18 protein-coding genes are annotated in these 19,715 nt (G+C 36.7%); 2 read left to right on the plus strand and 16 right to left on the minus strand.

Features of this window, described 5'->3' with window-relative positions:
* From LV469_06610 to LV469_06650, 9 genes are all read right to left on the minus strand, one after another.
* Positions 1 to 273 carry a hypothetical protein gene (locus LV469_06610; GenBank protein UHR02313.1) on the minus strand — a complete coding sequence of 91 codons (273 nt, stop codon included), beginning with the start codon at positions 271 to 273 and terminating at the stop codon, positions 1 to 3.
* Positions 270 to 911 (minus strand): HAD hydrolase-like protein, encoded by a 642-nt coding sequence (locus LV469_06615; GenBank protein UHR02314.1) that lies wholly within the window; start codon positions 909 to 911, stop codon positions 270 to 272. Before LV469_06615 ends, LV469_06610 begins: the two co-directional genes overlap by 4 nt.
* 34 nt (positions 912 to 945) lie before the next feature.
* Positions 946 to 2,322: an MATE family efflux transporter gene (locus LV469_06620; GenBank protein UHR02315.1), complete on the minus strand. Its 1,377-nt coding sequence runs from the start codon at positions 2,320 to 2,322 to the stop codon at positions 946 to 948.
* 190 nt (positions 2,323 to 2,512) lie between these two features.
* The gene (gene ahpF, locus LV469_06625) at positions 2,513 to 4,030 is read right to left on the minus strand and encodes an alkyl hydroperoxide reductase subunit F (GenBank protein ID UHR02316.1); all 1,518 of its coding nucleotides are present in this window, start codon (positions 4,028 to 4,030) and stop codon (positions 2,513 to 2,515) included.
* Complete coding sequence (ahpC, locus tag LV469_06630) at positions 4,030 to 4,599, minus strand: peroxiredoxin (protein ID UHR02317.1); 570 nt, start codon at positions 4,597 to 4,599, stop codon at positions 4,030 to 4,032. Before ahpC ends, ahpF begins: the two co-directional genes overlap by 1 nt.
* 167 nt (positions 4,600 to 4,766) lie before the next feature.
* Positions 4,767 to 5,972 (minus strand): FprA family A-type flavoprotein, encoded by a 1,206-nt coding sequence (locus LV469_06635; protein ID UHR02318.1) that lies wholly within the window; start codon positions 5,970 to 5,972, stop codon positions 4,767 to 4,769.
* A gap of 38 nt (positions 5,973 to 6,010) precedes the next feature.
* Positions 6,011 to 6,787, minus strand: coding sequence for a tRNA 2-thiocytidine biosynthesis TtcA family protein (locus LV469_06640; GenBank protein UHR02319.1), 777 nt, complete (start codon positions 6,785 to 6,787; stop codon positions 6,011 to 6,013).
* Between the two features lie 179 nt (positions 6,788 to 6,966).
* Positions 6,967 to 7,860 (minus strand): alpha/beta hydrolase, encoded by an 894-nt coding sequence (locus LV469_06645; protein ID UHR02320.1) that lies wholly within the window; start codon positions 7,858 to 7,860, stop codon positions 6,967 to 6,969.
* Positions 7,860 to 9,143 (minus strand): beta-eliminating lyase-related protein, encoded by a 1,284-nt coding sequence (locus LV469_06650; GenBank protein UHR02321.1) that lies wholly within the window; start codon positions 9,141 to 9,143, stop codon positions 7,860 to 7,862. Before LV469_06650 ends, LV469_06645 begins: the two co-directional genes overlap by 1 nt.
* Positions 9,144 to 9,269: 126 nt before the next feature.
* Here LV469_06650 and LV469_06655 point away from each other — a divergent pair, with 126 nt between their 5' ends.
* Both LV469_06655 and LV469_06660 read left to right on the plus strand, forming a co-directional pair.
* Positions 9,270 to 10,346, plus strand: a complete 1,077-nt coding sequence (locus LV469_06655) for an aminotransferase class I/II-fold pyridoxal phosphate-dependent enzyme (protein UHR02322.1) — start codon at positions 9,270 to 9,272, stop codon at positions 10,344 to 10,346.
* A 4-nt stretch (positions 10,347 to 10,350) separates the two neighbouring features.
* On the plus strand, positions 10,351 to 11,697 hold the full coding sequence (locus LV469_06660) for a multidrug transporter (GenBank protein UHR02323.1): 1,347 nt from the start codon (positions 10,351 to 10,353) through the stop codon (positions 11,695 to 11,697).
* Between the two features lie 57 nt (positions 11,698 to 11,754).
* Here the strand turns inward: LV469_06660 and rsmG are convergent, their stop codons facing one another.
* The 7 genes from rsmG to LV469_06695 all read right to left on the minus strand — a co-directional run bounded on the left by rsmG (position 11,755) and on the right by LV469_06695 (position 19,625).
* Positions 11,755 to 12,453 (minus strand): 16S rRNA (guanine(527)-N(7))-methyltransferase RsmG, encoded by a 699-nt coding sequence (gene rsmG, locus LV469_06665; protein UHR02324.1) that lies wholly within the window; start codon positions 12,451 to 12,453, stop codon positions 11,755 to 11,757.
* On the minus strand, positions 12,443 to 14,341 hold the full coding sequence (gene mnmG / locus LV469_06670; protein ID UHR02325.1) for a tRNA uridine-5-carboxymethylaminomethyl(34) synthesis enzyme MnmG: 1,899 nt from the start codon (positions 14,339 to 14,341) through the stop codon (positions 12,443 to 12,445). Before mnmG ends, rsmG begins: the two co-directional genes overlap by 11 nt.
* Positions 14,342 to 14,351: 10 nt before the next feature.
* Entirely contained in the window at positions 14,352 to 15,719 is a 1,368-nt protein-coding gene (gene mnmE, locus LV469_06675) for a tRNA uridine-5-carboxymethylaminomethyl(34) synthesis GTPase MnmE (GenBank protein UHR02326.1), read from the minus strand.
* Between the two features lie 114 nt (positions 15,720 to 15,833).
* On the minus strand, positions 15,834 to 16,652 hold the full coding sequence (locus LV469_06680) for a class C sortase (GenBank protein UHR02327.1): 819 nt from the start codon (positions 16,650 to 16,652) through the stop codon (positions 15,834 to 15,836).
* On the minus strand, positions 16,636 to 17,469 hold the full coding sequence (locus LV469_06685) for a class C sortase (protein ID UHR02328.1): 834 nt from the start codon (positions 17,467 to 17,469) through the stop codon (positions 16,636 to 16,638). The genes LV469_06680 and LV469_06685 overlap by 17 nt, the downstream gene beginning before the upstream one ends.
* Complete coding sequence (locus tag LV469_06690; protein UHR02329.1) at positions 17,453 to 18,328, minus strand: class C sortase; 876 nt, start codon at positions 18,326 to 18,328, stop codon at positions 17,453 to 17,455. The genes LV469_06685 and LV469_06690 overlap by 17 nt, the downstream gene beginning before the upstream one ends.
* Positions 18,329 to 18,425: 97 nt before the next feature.
* A complete protein-coding gene (locus tag LV469_06695; GenBank protein UHR02330.1) occupies positions 18,426 to 19,625 on the minus strand; it encodes a cell surface protein in 1,200 nt (399 codons plus the stop codon).
* Positions 19,626 to 19,715: the final 90 nt, after the last annotated feature.

The following is a 19,715-nucleotide window of genomic DNA, read 5'->3' on the forward strand; positions in this document are numbered from 1 at the left end:
TTAAAACCTCATAAGTAAAATTCCAAGATTTACTAAATCCAAAATAAATATGCAGATAAGTCCCGTTTTGAATATGGGATCTTTATAAGTCTTATTGCCAAAGTTTTCATAGAGCTTTGCTATAAGATATGAAAAGACAAAAATAATAAATACAAAGGAAAAATATTCCACATATCCTAAGGGTCTTAGGCTGATTTTTTTGCTTAAAAGAAAAACCAGATTGCTAAGTAGGGACAAGCTAGCTAACAAATAAAAAAATCCTGTCTTTTTCATAATTTCTCCAAGAGCAACTTCCTCAAAGAAGGCACATCCTTGCAAATATAATCTGGATTTTCTCTTTCAAGCTCTCCATCTTTTGCAAATCCATAAAGCACACCAATAGAGCCCATTTTCTTTTTCTTTGCTGCTATTAAATCCGATGCCCTATCCCCTATCATATAAGCCTTTTCAAGGGGCCCATGTCTTCTTATCAATTCTTCTATCACATCTTCTTTTTTGTGCCTAGACTCATCTTCTGTGGCTCCTACAAGGCCTTTGAAAAACTTATAAATATCCAAACTTTCAGAAATTTCTCTTGCCAAATTTTCCGGCTTGGCAGTCGCCATATAAAGATGATGGCCTTCTGAGTTTAAATCTTTTAAGAGCTCATACATACCATCATAAAGCACGCACTCATCCTTGCCTTTTTTAGAATAATATTCTCTATAATAGGCTATCATCTTTTTTGTATCGTTAAAATCCAGTCCGAAAGCAAGAGGAAAAATCTCCACAAAACTTGGTCCTATAAATTCTATGAGTCTTTCTTGGGGGAGTTTTGGCAGCTTCATTTTTTCAATTGCATATGCCAAGCCCCTTGTGATTCCTATTTGCGAATCTATAATTGTTCCATCTAAATCAAATAAATATACCATAAAAAAATATTACCACAAAAATTTATATATTAATTTAATTTTTCATAAAAGCATCGAGTTCTTTTATCTCTAAACTTGCAAGATATACAGCTAGACTTGCAGCTGCAAAATCAGCTATAGGTCCTGTAAAAAGCACTCCCTCTATTCCAAAAAGCCTTGAAAATATTATAATCAAGGGGATTAAAAATACAATTTGTCTTGTAAGTGAAATAAAGGTTCCCTTTTTAGCCTTTCCAATGCTAGTAAAAAAGAAGGAGCAAATTGGTTGTATACCATTTATAAATGTCATTGCAAGAAATATTCTAAAATACTTTATTCCAAACCTATAGTATAAGTCTGAGCCCTTGCCGAAAATCTTTAAAAGTTGCAAGGGGAAAATTTGAAAAATCAAAAATGCTATAACAGAAATTATCATAACAGCTCTTAGGCCCTTAAAAAAGGTTTCTTTTACCCTCTTGTAGGACTTGGCCCCGTAATTAAAGCCCATAACAGGTTGGCAGCCTTGACATATACCCAAGGTGAATGCCAAATATATTATATTGACCTTGCTTATTACTCCTACAACAGCAAGGGGAATATCCGACCCATAATCGGACCTTGCCCCATAATAGGTCAGGGTATTGTTTAATACGATTTGGAAAAACATCAGGGCCAGTTGATTTATAAAAGGGGCCATGCCAAGCCTCGCCATCTCTTTAAGAACAAAGAAAGATGGTATAAAGCTATCTTTTTTCAAGCTGACATTTCTCATTTTTTTCAAATAGTAGGCTGTCACAACAAATGACAAAAATTGACCTATCACAGTCGCATAGGCAGCTCCTGCAATGCCAAGTTCTAATCCAAAAATAAATATAGGATCTAGTATAGTATTTACAATAGCACCTACAAGAGTACACATCATAGAAAATTTAGGGGATCCATCTCCTCTTATAAGAGCTGAATACCCTCCCGAAAACATCATAAATGGCAGACCAAATGCTGTGATGCCTGCATAGGTTTTAGAAAGCTCCAAGATATTATCAGTCGCTCCAAAAATTTTCAAAAGTGGTTCCAAAAATGCCAGAGTAAAAAGCACTACAAAAATGCCAAAGATGATTAAATAAGATGCGGCATTGCCGGCAAATTTTTCCGCTTTTTTGTAATCTCTCGCTCCCAAATATAAGTTATAAGCAGCAGCTCCACCAGCCCCAATTAAAAGAGCTATGGAAATCGAAAGATTTACAAGGGGAAAAGCCACATTTGTAGCCGCATTTCCAAGTATCCCTACACCTTGACCTATAAATATTTGATCGACTATATTATACAAGGCCCCGACCAAAAAACTTATTATGGCTGGTATGGAAAACTCCAAAATAAGTTTTGATATGTCTTTAGTGCCTAGAGGATTGTCCCAATTTTTATATTTTGTCATAGCTTCTCCTTTTTGACGATAATAAAAAGACGTTATCAGATAACGTCATAAGAAAATACAATTTTTCGCTTGTTTATTACAGTATAGCACAAAATGCTAAGGCTTGCTCGAAATACATCTTTTAATTTTCCATAGTCTAATACATTTTTAAAATATAAAAGGACCAGATAAAATCTGATCCTTTAAGTTTTTATTTTCTCATCAAATAATTGTAGGCGCCAAGGGCTGCCACAGCTCCACTTCCTTGTGCTATTACAACTTGTTTAAAGCTTGAATTTGTGCAATCTCCTGCTGCATAAACCCCTTCTACATTAGTTGCTCCAAAAGCATCGACTATTATTTCTCCTCTTGGGTTCTTTTCAAGTTTTTCTATCCACTCAGTTTGAGGCACAAGTCCAACTTGAATAAAGCATCCGTCTGTGGCCTCTTCTACTTCTTCTCCCGTCTTGCGATTTTTGTAAACAATTTTTTCAAGCACCTTGTCCCCATAAAGACCCTTGGTCTCTGCTGATGTGACAACTCTGACATTCTTGAAAGTCTTGAGTTTTTCTTGCAAAACAGAATCCGCCTTTAGTTCATCCAAAAATTCCAAGACCAAAACTTCTTTGGCTAAAGAAGCAAGATCAATCGCAGCTTCTATACCTGAATTGCCTCCACCTATAACCGTTACCTTCTTATCTTTAAAAAGAGGTCCGTCACAATGAGTACAATAGGCGACTCCCTTATTTCTAAATTCAATCTCACCAGGTATGCCTATAAGTCTCCACTTGGCTCCTGTCGCTATTACCAAAGTCTTAGAAAGGAGATCTCCTTTTTTGGTTTTTATAGTAAGAGGACTTCCGCTTTCAAAATCTTCTACTTCAAGCTCATCAATGATGTCCACCTTGTATTTGAGGACTTGCTCCTTCACATTGTCCATATATTTAGGCCCTTCTGTATACAAAAGACCAGTTATATTTTCAATCGCTAGAGTTTCCTTCACTTGACCCCCAAAATCCTTGGCAATCAAACCTGTCTTTATTCCCTTTCTGGCAGCATAAATTGCAGCTGTCGCTCCAGCCGGTCCTCCTCCTATAACCAAGAGATCATATGTAGGCCTTTGTTCTAATTTGAGATCTTCTTTAGCCCCTGTAAGCTTGTCCAAGATTTGGTTAAGACTTATCTTTCCGTTGTTAAACTCCTCGCCATTTAGACGACAAGCTGGCACAGCCAAGACTCCAAGGCTTTCAACATAATCTTGATACATAGATCCGTCAATCATAGTGTGGTTAATCTTAGGATTTAAAACTGCCATGACATTTAAGGCTTGTACAACTTCAGGGCAATTGTGGCAGCTCAAGCTAACTATGGTTTCAAATTCTAATTCCTTATCTATTTCTTTTATTCTTTTTATTTGAGCCTCTTCAATTCTGGGCGTCCTGCCACCCACTTGCAAAAGAGCAAGTATAAAAGACTCAAATTCATGACCTAGAGGAATCCCCGCAAAAACAAGGCCCTTCCTATCCTCGGAGGAAAGACTAAAGCTGGGACTGTATTTTAAAGAAGCCTCTTTTACTTTTAACTTTTTGCTAAGAGGTAAAAGTTCATCTATAAAAGCTTTGACTTCTTTTGACTTGTCAGATCCATCTAGGCTAAGCGTAATTAGAACTTCTTTCTCAAGAAGTTCTAAATAAGCTTTTACCTGTTCTTTTAAATTTTGATCTAACATTAAATCTTACCTACAAGATCCAAACCAGGTGTCAAAGTCTTTCCTGATTCCTTCCACTTAGCAGGACAAACTTCTCCGGGGTTTTTGCGAACAAATTGAGCCGCACGAATCTTGTCATATACTTGACTTGCATCACGACCAATGCCATCAGCATTTATTTCAAGAGTTTGGATAACTCCGTCTGGATCTATTACAAAAGTCGCCCTTTGAGCTAGACCAGCTTCTTCATCCAGCACGTCAAAATCACGAGCGATAGACTTGTGAGGATCTGCAAGCATGGTGTATTGCAACTTTCCAATAGCTTCTGAATGATCATGCCAAGCCTTGTGCACAAAGTGAGTGTCGCAAGACATAGAATAAACTTCTACTCCAAGTTCTTGCAACTTTTTATATTGTTCTTGCATGTCTTCTAGTTCAGTAGGACAAACAAAAGTAAAATCTGCTGGATAGAACATCAGAACTGTCCATTTACCTTCAAAATCTTTGTTTGATACTGTTACAAACTCCTCTTTTTTGGGATTGTAACCATTAGTTTTAAACTCAGGAATTTTCTTTCCGATTAGTGACATAATTTCCTCCTTAATTTTTATAAAAACTGTTTTTGATATCTGCTATTAATTTAAGTATACCATATCACTCATATTTTTAAACATTTATTGATAGTAATTTTTATTTTAAATTTTCTTTTGCATAAAAAAAGACGGATAAACCGCCTTTTTAAATCTTTTATAAAATTTTAGTCCTCTAGTATTCTCTTTGCCATTTCTCTGCCAAGATTTTTTAATTCTTCTAATTCTTCATCTGTAGCAGAGCCTTGAATTTCTGGGAAGCTTTCTAGAGTGTTGCACTTATTTTCTTCTACAAATTTTTTAAATTCTTTCATTGCTCCGCCATTCCAAGAATAGGATCCGAAAAATCCCCAAATATTATTTTTCATTCTTTGGTGCTTGAGTTCTTGTAGCAAGAAGCCCATTACAGGGAAAATATTGTTGTTGTAGGAGCAAGATCCTAGGATTATTCCCTTGTATTTCCAGCAGTCTGCAAGTAGATATGATTGAGCAGTCTTTGAAACATCGTGCATTCTTATATTTGTAAGGCCTGCTTCAGCCACCCCCTTGGCTACAGCTTGAGCCATTCTTTCAGTGTTTCCATACATGGAACCAAAAATTATAGCAACCCCTTTTTCAGTTTCTTGCTTGGCAAGACTTGTATAAATTTCCATGATTTTCTTAGGATTTTTTCTCCAAATAGGGCCATGGTCAGGGCAAATCATTTTTATTTCAAGAGGAGCTAATTTTTCCAAAGCTTTAACAGCTTGTTGAGCATACTTGCCCACAATGTTTATAAAATATCTGTTTGTTTCGTCTAAATAGTACTTGTCAAATTCAACTTGATCATCAAAGATAGCTCCATCCAGAGTTCCAAAACCTCCGAATATGTCTTGGGAAAATAAAGTCTTGGTCTTTTCTTCGTAAGCCACCATTGATTCAGGCCAGTGAACCATGGGTGTCATATAGAAGGTGAAGTCATGATCTCCAAGTTGGATGGTTTGACCATCTTCTACAAGGTCAATATTTTTTTCAACATCATAGAAGTTTTTCAAAAATGGAAGAGCCTTTTTATTGGTGATGATTTTTACATCTGGATATCTTGCTAGTAGAGCAACAATGCCCGATGTGTGGTCTGGCTCCATGTGATTTATTATTAGATAGTCTATCTTTTCATCCGGTCCCAAAACTTCTCTTAGCTTTTCAAAAAAATCAATTTGTTCTGTTTCCTTGACAAGGTCAAATAGGATGTTTTTGCTGCCCTTTACAAGATAAGAATTATAGGCAACTCCGTCTGGCAGGGGCCACATGGCTTCAAATAGTTGTGTGTTCCTGTCATTTACTCCAATATAAAAAAGGTCATCTCTAATTTTTTGTGATAATAAATTTTTCATTTTCCCTCACTCCTTTACACTAAAAACAAGTTTACTTTCTAATAAAATTCTAAAAATTCATGCTTTTGGCCGGCCTTAATAAAGCCTGTAATGGCATCCAAATTGACATTTTCAGCTGATCTAAAAATGGAAATTTTTACATTTTTGTTTACCTTTTCCAAATCCTCTATAAGACTTTTTACAAAAAATCTCATATTTCCTTGCTTTTTTTCTGTGATTGAACAAGCACAGTCCAGAGCCTCTATGCCTATATGTCTCATGTACCTTCGGACAGATTCTTCCTCGATAAAATACATGGGTCTTATAAGCTCCATGTCTTCAAAGTTTTCGCTTCTTAGTTTGGGCATCATGGTCTTAAAATTTGCAGAAAAAATAATATTTAAAAGAATTGTTTCTACAACATCATCCATATGATGGCCAAGAGCAAGCTTATTGCAACCAAGCTCCTTAGCCTTGGCATAGAGATTGCCCCTTCTCATGCGAGCACACATATAACAGGGTCTTTCCCCAGCGACCTTGTTTGCCACTTCGAAAATATCTGAATCGTGAACCTTAACAGGAATACCCATCTTCTTGCAATTGTCCTCCAACCTTTTTCTGTTTTCAGACTTGTAGCCTGGATCCATAGCTATAAATTCAAGTTCAAATTTCTTTTTGCCGTGCTTTTTTAGTTCTTGAAAAAGCTTAGCAAGAGTCAAAGAGTCCTTGCCACCAGAAATCGCAACTGCAATTTTGTCATTTTCTTCTACCAGTTCATATTTATTTACCGCCTTGATAAACTTGACCCACAAATCTTTTCTGTAAGTTTTAATCAAGGCTCTTTCTACTTCTATAGAGCTAATATATATCAGTCCTTCTTGTCATTTCCATATCATTATACCACTTATTATGCCTAAATTTTACTATTTCTTCAAACAATCTAATTTTAATATAAATTAAATTTTAACAGCAAGAAAAAATCTATACCCTCTTTTTATTGGTATAGATTTTATTTTTATATAAGATCTTCCATAAAATTTAAAATATCATAATAGACTATACGCTTTTCTCTTTCATTTAAAATTTCGTGGCGCATCTTATCGTATATTTTTGCCCTTATATTTTCAAATCCCTCGTGTTTGAATCTCTTTATTTCTTGGTGCACACCTTTTGCAAAATCTCCTACCGGATCTTCTGCTCCTGAATAAAATCCAAGAGGTAGGTCTTTTCTCGTGTTTTTATAGTCTGCATTTATTATTTTTAGCATTGCTTTAGAAAAAACTTTATAAGATCTATTGGTAAGAGCCTTGCCGCAATAGGGGTCCTCGGCAAAAGATTTCACATTGTCCTCATCATAGGAAAGCCAATCCAAATCAGTCTTTCGATTCTTGATAGCCCTTGAGTATCTTCCCATTAGCAGACTATTTAAAACTTGCGACCTCTTTTTATTTCCTCCAAGGCAAATTAGCTTGGCAATAAGACCAAGACCTCTAGCCTCCACTTCCTTCAAACTGCCAGTTCCAGAAAATATGGCTCCGTCCATGTCATCATAGCTTGCCATGTAGTATTTCAATATAAAAGACCCCATAGAGTGACCCAAGATAAACCTCGCCTTGTCCCTTGGCATACTTTCAAAGACCCTTCTTAAATCATCTACTATGTCGTCTAAAAAATCATATGAATAAAAGTCTCCCAAGCCTCTTTCTGAACGCACACTCTGTCCATGACCTCTTAGGTCTATTCCATAGACTGAAATTCCCTTCTCATTTAAAAACTCGGCAAAGTCCTCGTATCTTTTTATATGTTCACTAATCCCATGAATAATCATTAGGCTTGTCCTTGGATTTTCCACCTCAAAGGCGCAGCCATGTATCTTTTGCCCCTTGTTTTCAAAGTAAAATTCTCTCATCATGCCCTCGCAAACAAATTTCTATAAATTTCATCAGCTCTTTCAAAATCTTCTTCATCTACTAAAATTTCTGTCGGAAAAGATGAACTAGATGAGCCCGTCTCCACATAAACACCTAGAGAATTGGGGTTCTTTTCGCTTTTTATTTCATAGTAGATTTTATTTTCTTCCAAGGCTCCCAAGATGGCAGAAGTTTTTAAGTTGTCATATTCAAAGCACAGGGTCGCCAAATTCTTTTTTAGGCTCTTTTTTAAAAGCCCCCTGTCCAGGTCTTGACCCAACAAAGTCGCAAGTTCTTGTAAAAATTCATTTATTTCTTCTCTCGTGCTTGTGTAATTTGTCACCAGCCTTATTATGTTTTGGCTCATCTCATCTTTTACTATTTCAAAGTCATAATTTAGCTTGAGTTCATCTACTATTTTCTTATCCAGCTCTATAAAAATCTGATTTGTCTGAGGTTTTTCTGCGAATTTGATTGCCAAATTTTCAAGGCCCATAATCAAATAGTCAGCCATATCTTGAGCGATTCTTCCATTTTCATAATAAAGTCCGTCTTCGAAAAGTGTTTTGAATTGGCTGCCAAGCAAAAATCCCTTTGCCATCATAGCCCCTCTTCTTTTCATAATCCGCCTGAAATCAAGGCCCAAGTCCTCTTTAAAAAATACAAGCGCCTCGCCAAAAAGCGCTCCATTCTTGGTCGCCCCAAAAGAAAATCCATGGCAAAGATTTTTCATATCCTTAGCTTTAATGCCCGCCTTTGCCATTGCAACAGAAAGCCTTGCCCCGTCTATAAAAAGAAAAAGTCCCTCCTGCTCGCACACTCTAAAGAGGTCTGTCAGCTCATTTTTGCTATAATAAGTTCCCACTTCACTAGTGTTTGAAATATATACCATGCCGGGTTTTACTTGGTAATCATTTTTGAAAGTTCTCGAAAAATTTCTCACCTGTTTCGCAAAAAGTTTGCCATCCTCTGTTTTTATACTTAAAATCTTGTGTCCAAGAGCTTCTATGGAGCCGGCTTCATGACCCTCTATATGAGCTGTTTCTGCCGCCAAGATAGCCTCGTAAGGTCTCAAAACAGCTTCCGCAACCAAGATGTTTGTCATTGTTCCTCCTGGGATAAAGTAGATTCCAGCGTCTTTTGTTTCCAAATCTCTTTTTATGTAATTGATAGCATCATCTGTTAATTTATCCCTTCCATAGCCAGGATGTCCTTTTTGAATTTTTAAAAGTTCTTCCATAACTTTGGGATGGGCCAAGTCGTTATAATCGTTCAAAAACATTCTCTCACCTCTTTTTTTAATTATATCATTTTTTGCTTCTCATTAATCAATAAAGCTAAAGTAGCTATTTATGGCTTATTTTTATTATTTTGGCACAAATCATGGTATAATTATTAAGGAGGCATTATGAAAGCAGAAAAACATGGCGCCAACTTATTCGAACTCTCCAAGCATCTCGGAGCCGATATAAAAGATTTTTCTGATTTTTCGTCAAATATAAATCCCCTGGGTATCAGTCCAAGGGCCAAGGACTTTTTGATGAAAAATCCAGATTTGTTGTCCCTTTATCCAGATCCTTCTTATGCAGATCTCAAAAGGGCAATCTCATCATATACAGGCTCTAGCTTTGATAACATCATCTTGGGTCAAGGTGCCACAGAACTTACCAAAAACTACATAACACTTCTAAATCCTCGCAAGGGGCTTATTTTTGAGCCATCTTATTCTGAATATGAAAAGAATCTTTCAGACATATCTTGTCAGATTTTTAAATACAGATTGAAAAAAGAAGACAATTTCAAGGCCCATGTAGATGAGCTTATAGAGCTTATAAATTCTAATGAAATTGAGCTTTTCGTCTTTGCAAATCCCAATAACCCCACTGGACTTAGGCTCGACTTGGCTGAAATAGAAAAAATTCTAAATAAAACAAGGGCCAAGCTCTTAGTAGACGAATGTTACCAAGAATTCTCAGACTCTCTTCCAGCAACTAGACTTGTCGATAAATATCCAAACCTCTTTGTGGTAAGGGGCAGCTCCAAATTTTTTGCAGCTCCCGGCATTAGACTGGGATACGGTTTGAGTTCAGATGAGCTTATTAAAAAATCTATGGAGAATTTCTCCTATCTTTGGTCAATAAATATAGTCGCCGACCAAGTCGGTCAGATCATGTTTAAAGATAAAAGTTACATAGATGAAACTTACAAATTCATAAAAAAAGAAAAGGCTTATTTTTACAAAGAGCTTGATAAAATCAAAGCTCTCAAGGCCTATAAATCAGATTCCAACTTTATACTTGTAGAAATTCTTGGAGATTTCACTTCATATGAAATCAGAGAATATCTTCTAAGACGTCTTTTGATTGTAAGAGATTGTGCCGGTTTTAGACTCGGAGACAAATTTTTCAGATTTTGCATACTTACAGAGTCTGAAAACAGAAGACTGATAAAAGAAATTAAAGAATTTTTAAAAGTTAAAGGATGATATTTTGGTTAAGGTAAGAAAAAGATTTTTTAAGTACGTCATTCCTTCGATTATGGCACTAGTGCTCTTTTCTCTCTACTCCATGGTAGACGGATTTTTCGTTGCGAATTACGTATCGGAAATGGCCCTTTCAGCAGTAAATATCTCTCTTCCCTATGTGAGTCTTCTCTTTGCAATATCTACGATTTTTGCCATAGGAGCTCAAACTTTTTGCGGCGTTTATCTGGGCAGGGGAGAGAAGGAAAAAGCTGACTTGGTCTTTTCTCAAACTCTGTTTTCTGTCTTTTTCATCTCTATATTTTTTACATTATTTTGCTTTGTTTTTTCAAGTAAAATTGCAAGTCTGCTCGGAGCAAGAGGAGAACTTTTAAGCCTCGTCCTCGAATATTTAAAGATTATAATAGCCTTTGGCCCATTTTTTATAATCTCCTACAATCTCGAGGTCTTGGTCAAGGTCGATGGCTTTCCAAATCTTTCCATAATAGGAGTGCTTGGTGCTGCCATCACCAATATAGTCCTAGACTATCTCTTCGTTGCAGTTTGGTCTTTTGGACTAAGAGGGGCAGCCCTAGCTACTGGTATCTCCCAAGTCTTATCCACAGTTTTTTTCGCTTGGCACTTTGTCTTTGGAGCATCCAGCTTAAAACTTAGACCCTTCTCATTTGACTCAACTCTTTTAAAGAGGTCGTGCCATTTGGGAATCGGCGGTTTCATATCAGAAATTGGCTTTGGATTTACTGTCTTTTTATACAACATTTTCATAATAGATTTTCTTGGAGAAAACTATGTGCCAACCTTTACAGTAATAGCATATATAAGCCAACTAACAGCCATGTCCTTTGCAGGAATAATACAGGGCATGGGACCCCTGGTCTCCAAAGCCTATGGCAAAAAAGATAGGAAAACTTATATAAATTTGTTAAAGCTCGGACTCTTGTGCGTCTTGGCCTTTAGTCTGCTTTCAATATTTCTACTAGAAACTTTTGGCGTCAACATCCTCTGTCTTTTCTTGGAAGACGATCTAGACCACATCTTGATATCTGTAAGAGCTCTTGAAAAATATTCTCTGGCATTTTTATTCATGGGCTACAATATCTTGATCTCCGGTTTCATGTCGGCCCTTGTAGAGGCAAATAAATCACTTATAATAAACCTCTCCAGGTCTTTAGTCATGATTTTCTTGGCGCTTAAAATAACATCAGGAATAGATCCCGAACTCATCTGGTATTCCAGCGTCCTTTCAGAAGCGGCGACCCTTTTGATTTCAGGATTTTTACTGACGAGAACTTTTGTCAAAAATCAAAATAGAGATAAAAATAAAGAAAACAACAAAGAAAAATCCCCGGCATAGACTAAGTCTAACCGGGGATTTCCCATTTCATTTTACATTTATACATCAACAAAATTTCTACTTTATAGGTGCCTTCTTGGGCTTGCCACCAGCTCTTGGATACTTTTTAGGAGTTGGTTTTACCTTTTTTACAAGTATAAGACTTCTATAAAAATCTTCAATCTCTATTTCCTTTACATCTTGTAAAACTCCTCCAAGCTCCTCTATGGCTCTTTTCGAATCTTGAAGCTCCTCGTGAAAATTGGGCCCCTTCATAGCAACAAAATATCCCCCGACTTTCACAAAGCCCATGGCATATTCCAAAAGAGTTGGCAAAGATGCGACCGCTCTGGAAGTTGCTATATCAAACTTCTCCCTGTAAATATCTTCTCTTGCCATCTCCTCTGCCCTGTGGTGGATGCACTTAATATTTTCAAGCTTTAAAAGATTGCAAACTTCCTCTAGAAAATTTATCCTCTTTTTTAAAGAATCCATCAGCACCACATCCAAGTCCTTTTTGTAAATTTTAAGTGGCAATCCGGGGAAACCTCCGCCAGTTCCAATGTCAATCAAGGACTTTTTGCCATCAAAAATTCCAAGAGTCATAAGGCTCAAAGAATCTAAAAAATGTTTAGAATAAATCTCCGACTCTTCAGTGATTCTAGTTATATTAAACTCCTTGTTCTTTTCCAAGAGGTAATCTTTGTATTTTTCAAAACTCAAAAAATCTATGTCCTCGCAAAGCCCCAAGCTCCTAAGACCCTCTTTAAATTCCATTTTGTCTCCTTAATTTTTCCAGATGTATCATAAGCACATTTATATCAGCAGGAGAAACTCCAGTGATTCTAGAAGCCTGACCTATCGACTCCGGCCTTATCTTTTGTAGCTTTTCTCTGGCTTCATTTCTTAGCCCATGCACAGACTCATAATCAAAATCCACATCCAACTTCTTGTTTTCAATCTTTTTGAATTTGCGCATCTGTTCTTCTTGCTTTTTTATATATCCTTCATACTTGATAGAAATCTCAACCTGATCAATTACATCTTGGGCAAGCTCCGGCCTATCATAATCAAGACAAGCAACTTCCCTATAACCAAGCTCAGGTCTTCTGATAAGCTCCTTCAAGCTAAGTCCATTATTTAATCTTGTAGAACCCAAAGATTCTATAAGGGCATTGTTCTTTTCGTTAGGACTTATAAAAACTTCCTCCAACCTCTTTAGCTCGGCTTCAATTTTACTTTTTCTCTCTTTAAAAAGGCTATACCTTTCTTCATCCACCAAGCCCAGCTCATGACCTATCTCGGTAAGTCTCAAATCAGCATTATCTTGTCTAAGAGAAAGTCTATACTCTGCCCTAGCTGTCATCATCCTATAAGGCTCCTTGGTACCCTTAGTCACCAAGTCATCAATAAGCACTCCTATATAGCCCTCGGACCTATCCATAATAAAAGGAGCCCTGCCCTCCACTTTAAGAGCAGCATTTATTCCAGCAATAAGCCCCTGGGCCCCTGCCTCTTCATACCCAGACGAGCCATTTATTTGACCAGCAAAAAAGAGATTTTCAATTTCCATGTGTTCCAAACTTCTCTTTAAAACAGTCGCATCAATCGCATCATATTCAATCGCATAGGCAGATCTCATAAACTCAACATTTTCCAAGCCCTCGATTTTCTTATACAACTCAACTTGAATCTCCTCTGGCAAAGACGAAGACACCCCTTGCACATAAATTTCATCAGTAGAAAGACCTTCCGGCTCCAAAAAAACCTGATGCTTTTCCTTGTCTGCAAATCTCACGACCTTGTCCTCAATAGAAGGACAGTATCTGGGTCCCAAACCCTTGATGTCCCCCAAATAAAGAGCAGATCTAGACAAATTGTCCCTTATTATTTGGTGGCACTCCGGGCTAGTATAAGTCAAATAGCAATCCACTTGCTCCTTATTCATATCCTTATTGAAATTCAAAAAAGAAAAAGGTACTACCTTCTCATCACCCTTTTGGACCTCCATCCCCTCATAATTTATAGAAGACTTCAAAACCCTCGCAGGAGTTCCAGTTTTAAATCTCATAAGCTCCATGCCAAGGCCTTCCAAAGAGTCGGATAAATAATTTGCAGCCATCATGCCATCAGGCCCCGAAGAGTAATTTAACTCACCCATATAAACCCTGCCCCTTAGATAAGTTCCAGTAGCAAGCACCACAGCCTTGGCACCATAGATTGCTCCTGTCCTCGTTCTGACACCCTTGCAAATGCCATCCTCAACAAGCACTTCCACAACCTCCGCTTGACGCAGGCTCAAATTTTTTTGTCTTTCAATAGTTCTTTTCATCTCGTCATGGTAGCGCCTCTTGTCAGCCTGCACCCTCAAAGAATGCACAGCAGGCCCCTTAGAAGTGTTGAGCATTCTAGACTGAATAAAAGTCTTATCGATGTTTTTTGCCATCTCTCCGCCCAAAGCATCAATCTCTCTTACCAAATGGCCCTTGCCAGTGCCGCCTATATTAGGATTGCAACTCATAGCCACAACCGAATCCAAATTCATAGTCAAAATTAGAGTATCAAGCCCCATCCTAGCAGCAGCAAGCCCTGCCTCCGCTCCAGCATGACCAGCCCCCACAACTATCACATCATAATCTCTTACACGATAATTTTTTACATCCATCTACTAAGTCCTACTTTCCAATACAAAATTCAGAAAATACCTTATCCAAAATATCATCCGTAAAAACCTTGCCCACGATTTCTCCAAGTTTATCCAAGGCATCACTAACATCTATCTCAATAAGATCCAAAAACTCCTCATTCCTAGCAGCCTCAAGAGCAAGAAGCAAAGACTCTCTCGCATCCTTCATAGCATTAATCTGTCTTTGCCTAGACACATAAGTATCCTTTGTCACATTAAGACTTCCCTTAAAAAATAAATCCTCCACAAAAGACTTTATATCAGCTCCCAAATCCTTATTCTTGATAGAAGTCTTAAAATAAGTCCTGCCCAGAGAAAAGCTCCTTATATCCTCATCAGTCCAAACAGAACCCAGATCTTCCTTATTAAAAATCACAATAGAAGGCTTGCCCTTAGAAAGTTTTAAAATCTCCCTGTCCTCATCAGAAGGCTCCCGAGAAAGATCAAAAATAAGAACCAAAAGATCCGCATCATCCAAAGACTTTTTCGCTCTTTCCACACCAATTTTTTCGACCTTATCATCAGTATGCCTAATACCAGCAGTATCAGAAATCTTTAATAAAATCCCATCCATATTTACAAATTCCTCGATGGTGTCCCTAGTCGTACCAGGTATATCCGTCACAATCGCCCTTTGCTCCTTCAAAATATTATTCAAAAAAGACGACTTGCCCACATTGGGCCTTCCCAAAATAACCGTATTTATACCATCTCTGACAAGCTTACCTATCTTTGCATTTGAAAGCAAAGCATCCAGCTTAGAAAGCACCAGCTCGCACCTCTTCGCTATATCAGCATGCAAAATATCCTCTATATCCTCATCTGGAAAATCCACATTGGCAACAATAAAAGCCATAAGCCTTATGAGATCCTCTCTGATTTCATTAATCGTATTCGAAAGCTTACCCTCAAATTGAGCTATAGTATTCTCATAAGCCGACTCAGTCTTAGAATTTATAAGGTCAATTACAGCCTCAGCCTGAGCCAAATCCAGCCTTCCATTTAAAAAAGCCCTCTTAGTAAACTCGCCCGGCTCCGCAAGTCTGGCGCCATTTTTTATAAGTAAACTTAAAATTTTTCTAGTAGGTATAAGTCCACCATGACAATAAATCTCGACAATATCCTCCCTAGTATAAGTGCGTGGAGCAAGCATCTTGACAATCAAAACCTCATCGACAAGAAAATCTCCATCATAAATATTTCCATAATACAATTTTCTGTCCTCGCCGTTTTTAAGCTCAGACCTGCCCCTAAAAATCAAATCGGCAACATCCACAGCTCCCTTGCCGCTCATTCTCACAATTCCAATCCCGCCCAGACCCTGAGCAGTAGAAATCGCAGCAATCAATTCGTCCATAATCTCACTCCTTCGACCTTTCATTATACCATAACAAACCCATTAATTGAGAAATTGCAAAGCCCCGCTTTATATTTTTATTGACAAGAAAAAAGAGCGGTCATACAACCGCCCTCAAGCCTTCAAAAACTTAATCAGCTTGAAAATAAAAAATACCATAAAAATCCATCCAATTATAGTGATTATATAAGTTATATATTTCAAGTAATTAAAGTTTTTTATATCTTCTTTTGTAATTTTTTCATGGCTATTTTTAGTTTCTTTTTCTTCCAAGACCCTTTTTGCATTTATTAGAAGTCTTTTTGGTCTAGGAGGTCTTTTGGGATGACAAGTTAAAAGAGTTAGAATATCTTTTCCTTCTATCGGTAAAATCTTATCCCATTCAGATGGATTTATAATCTCCTTATCAACTACCTCATATTTTAATAACCCAGTCCTTCCATCAATAAAAATACTATCTCCAGCTTCCAGTTCATCAACTCTATAAAACATAAAATCTTCCCAGTACCCCCTGTGTCCTGCAAGAACCGATCTGGTAGACTTTCCACCCAAGGGTAGACTGGTTCCCTCAATTTGTGCAACTCCTAAATTCAAATGCTTGGAACTTGCATCTAAATAAATGGGTTTCTTTAAATCCAACTTAGGAATTATTAGATAAGCAAAAACTTCATCCGTATCTAACCCTTCAATAGGATATGAGCCTATATAATCTTCGTTTTCAAATGGATCAATTATGCTTGCATTCACACTTTTTATACTGTCATTATAAGATTTAATAGACTCTGTAAGTTTTGGTAATTTTTCCTTGAATGACCTATATTCTCTATCAGCAGAAATTTCTCTATAAGACATGATAGTAAAGGCCAAAAGCGGCATGAATATTCCAAAAAGCACAAATATATATCCGACTACAATTCTAGTTCTTTTTTTCATTTTTCCTCCTTGTAATCGCCCATTTTATAGAGAAAATAAATATAATTATAAGAATTACAAATCCCAACCAAGTGATAGTTTTAAAATCAAATCCCTTATCGGCTACTATTTCTTTCTCAGAAGATTCCACATAAGGTATCCTGTGACCTCTCACCAAAAGTCTGTGAGAGTTTATCATATAAGGTGTACATGTTAATAAAGACATATAATCTTTGCCATCCACCACAAGAACAGGATCAAAGTTCCATGGTTCTATAGTCAAAACTTGGTCGACCTCATATGCCATCGTTTCCTTGACGTTTGTGTAATAAAAAACATCGCCAATATCTAGCTTATCAAGGTCTCTAAAAAGTTTTACTTTAGGTAATCCTCTGTGAGCAGTAATAACGGCATGGGTATCTTTTCCGCCTATTGGCAGAGATGTGCCCTCAAGATGTCCTGCAGCTTTTTGAAGCACTTCCTCGCTAGTGCCTGCAAATACGGGGAGTTTTTGTTCAATTTTGGGGATATTTATAAAGCCAATCTGCTCTTTTAATTCAAGCATCCTGGCATAATTCGCAACCCCTTCTTTTTCCCTTTCAGTATATGGGTCTGTAAGCCTTGATGGGTCCAGGGTTTCATTATACGCTTTTGCAAGGTCAATTCTTTTATCAACCTCTTCTTTTGACAACCCGCTAGCCGCTTCTTCGAAAACCCTAATTTGATTATTGTTTTTTATTGTATAGTATTTATTTGAAACTATGGGATAAATTGCAATAAAAAACCCCAAAATGAACATAGATAAAACTTTCCAATTTCTCTTAATCTTTTTTAACATGAGTGTTTACCTTAGACTTCTTTTTCCTCTTCCTCTTAGATATAAATGCCATTAGCGAAATTATTATAGCAAACAATATAAGAATAATAAGCCTTATATCTATGCCTAAATTGTTGCCCTTTTCTTCCATTATTTTTTCGTCAACTTCAGGTACATAAGAAACCCTATGACCTCTTACCGTCAACCTATGGGTGTTTATCATTACAGGAGTACAAGTTATCATAGTTGCATAGTCCTCTTCTGGAACAATAAGAAGCTCTTCAAAATCACTTGGAGCTATAACCTTTATACGGTCAACCTCATAAGCCATGATGCCCTCAATATTCTGAATATAAAATCTATCACCAATCTTAACTTTCTCTAAATCTGTAAAAAGTCTTGCGGTTGGAAGACCAGAATGAGCCGCAATTACAGTATGAGATGATTTGCCGCCTATGGGAAGAGAAGTTCCCTCAAGGTGTCCTGCCCCTTTTTGTAAAACATCCTCAGTAGTTCCTGCATAAATGGGAAGTTCGACATTTATAGAAGGTACTTTTATAGTTCCTATCTTGGTCCTAAGCTCTAGCATCCTCGCATAGTTATCAACTGCTTCCTTTTTCTCCTCATCCGTATAAAAATCATGCACTTGGTTAGATAAATTTTCATTATAAATCTTGGCAAGTTTCATTCTTTTTTCTATTTCTTCTGCAGAAAGTTCATCTAGTGCCTCTTTAAAATCTTTGATTTGGTTGTTTGCCTCAATTCTATAATAAAAATCAGATATCATAGGATAAGCTAGAATACCTAGGCCTAAAATAAATATAATAATAAAAATTATATTTGATTTTTTCTTCTTTTTCTTTTTTGTTTGCTCTACCATCTTATCTCCCAAATATTACATCATCTCTTATATGAATTATAATATATTATTTTTATTTAAAAATTTAGGGGTAGTCTAAAAAAGACTACCCTCAAATTTATTCTTCCTTGATTAGATATCTGCCAAGTCCTATCATGATGCCACCTGCTATTATAAGTATAATAAGAGTAATATCTCCTGTTTTAGGGATTGGCCCTGTCTTCCTATTCTTTATTACCAAAACCTTATCCGAGGACTCATCATCAATTTTAAACTCTAACCCTGTATTTAATAGGCTATATCCTTCAGGTGCCTTGGTCTCCCAAATATAATAATTTCCATATTTGAGACCATTTGCAAAAAATCTTCCATCTTTTCCCGACACAATTCTCAATTCTTTTCCCTTATCATCCTTAAGCCTTATGTGTTTGCCATCAACAAGTTGGGTTATAGTAAATTGAGCTCCTGCAAGAGGATTTTTTCCAGTCTCATCCGTTTTTAAAAAATTTATTGAGCCTTTTTTTCGCTTATTTATTACTCTAAGAGAAGAGGCCTCTTCTTCAAAAATAATAAAATCATTATCCTCTTTTTCTATTTGATATCCAAAAGGCGCTTCAATTTCTTTGAAAAAATAAGTGCCAGCAGGCAAATCTGAAATCAAAATCTTTCCATCTTTGCCAGTTTCAAAAACTTCAAAATCTCCATATGGATCATACTTAAAGTTTTTAGTCCGAATTTGTTCGCCATTTTCTTGATGAAGAGTAAATTTAGCTCCTGCAAGAGGTAGTCCTGCCTCATCCGTCTTGATTAGCAAAAAAGTCCTTGGTGGATTTTCCGGCGGATTTCCTGGTGGATTTCCTGGTGGCGGAGTTATTCGATTGCCCCATTTTAGTCTAACTAGACTTGTATCTTCTGCTGAAAAAATTGCCGAAAGAGGATAGCGTAACCTATCTTTGTTGCCAATCTCTCTTACATAATAAAGACCTGGGCTAAGATTATTTAATTTTACCTTATAATCACTTCCCTCTTTCGGATAAAGAATCCACTTGTAGTTAGGACTTTCAAGCTGTCTGTCCAAATCTTCATCAGATACATTCGCCAATAGTTCATTTAGTCTAGTCTTATCCATAGAAGTATCAAAAACATTTGGATTTAGTTTCCAAACACAAAGACTTCTCCCATCCAAATCTTCTTTGCTAAGGTCTTCCCTAGTTTTTATATCTATAGTCACAGAGGAATCCCCACAAACTCTAAGAGGTAGCAAGACCAGACTCATTATCAAATATAAAATTGTAAATATATGTTTTTTATTTTTCATCTCTACCTCAATTTTTACTTTATGTAGTTAAGGGAAGATATCTCCCCTTAATTTTATATGTTTTTTTAGATTTTTGTACTTTAGTTTCCA

Origin of the sequence: Peptoniphilus sp. GNH (genome assembly GCA_021307325.1) — a bacterium.
Taxonomy (GTDB): Bacteria; Bacillota; Clostridia; order Tissierellales; family Peptoniphilaceae; genus KA00134.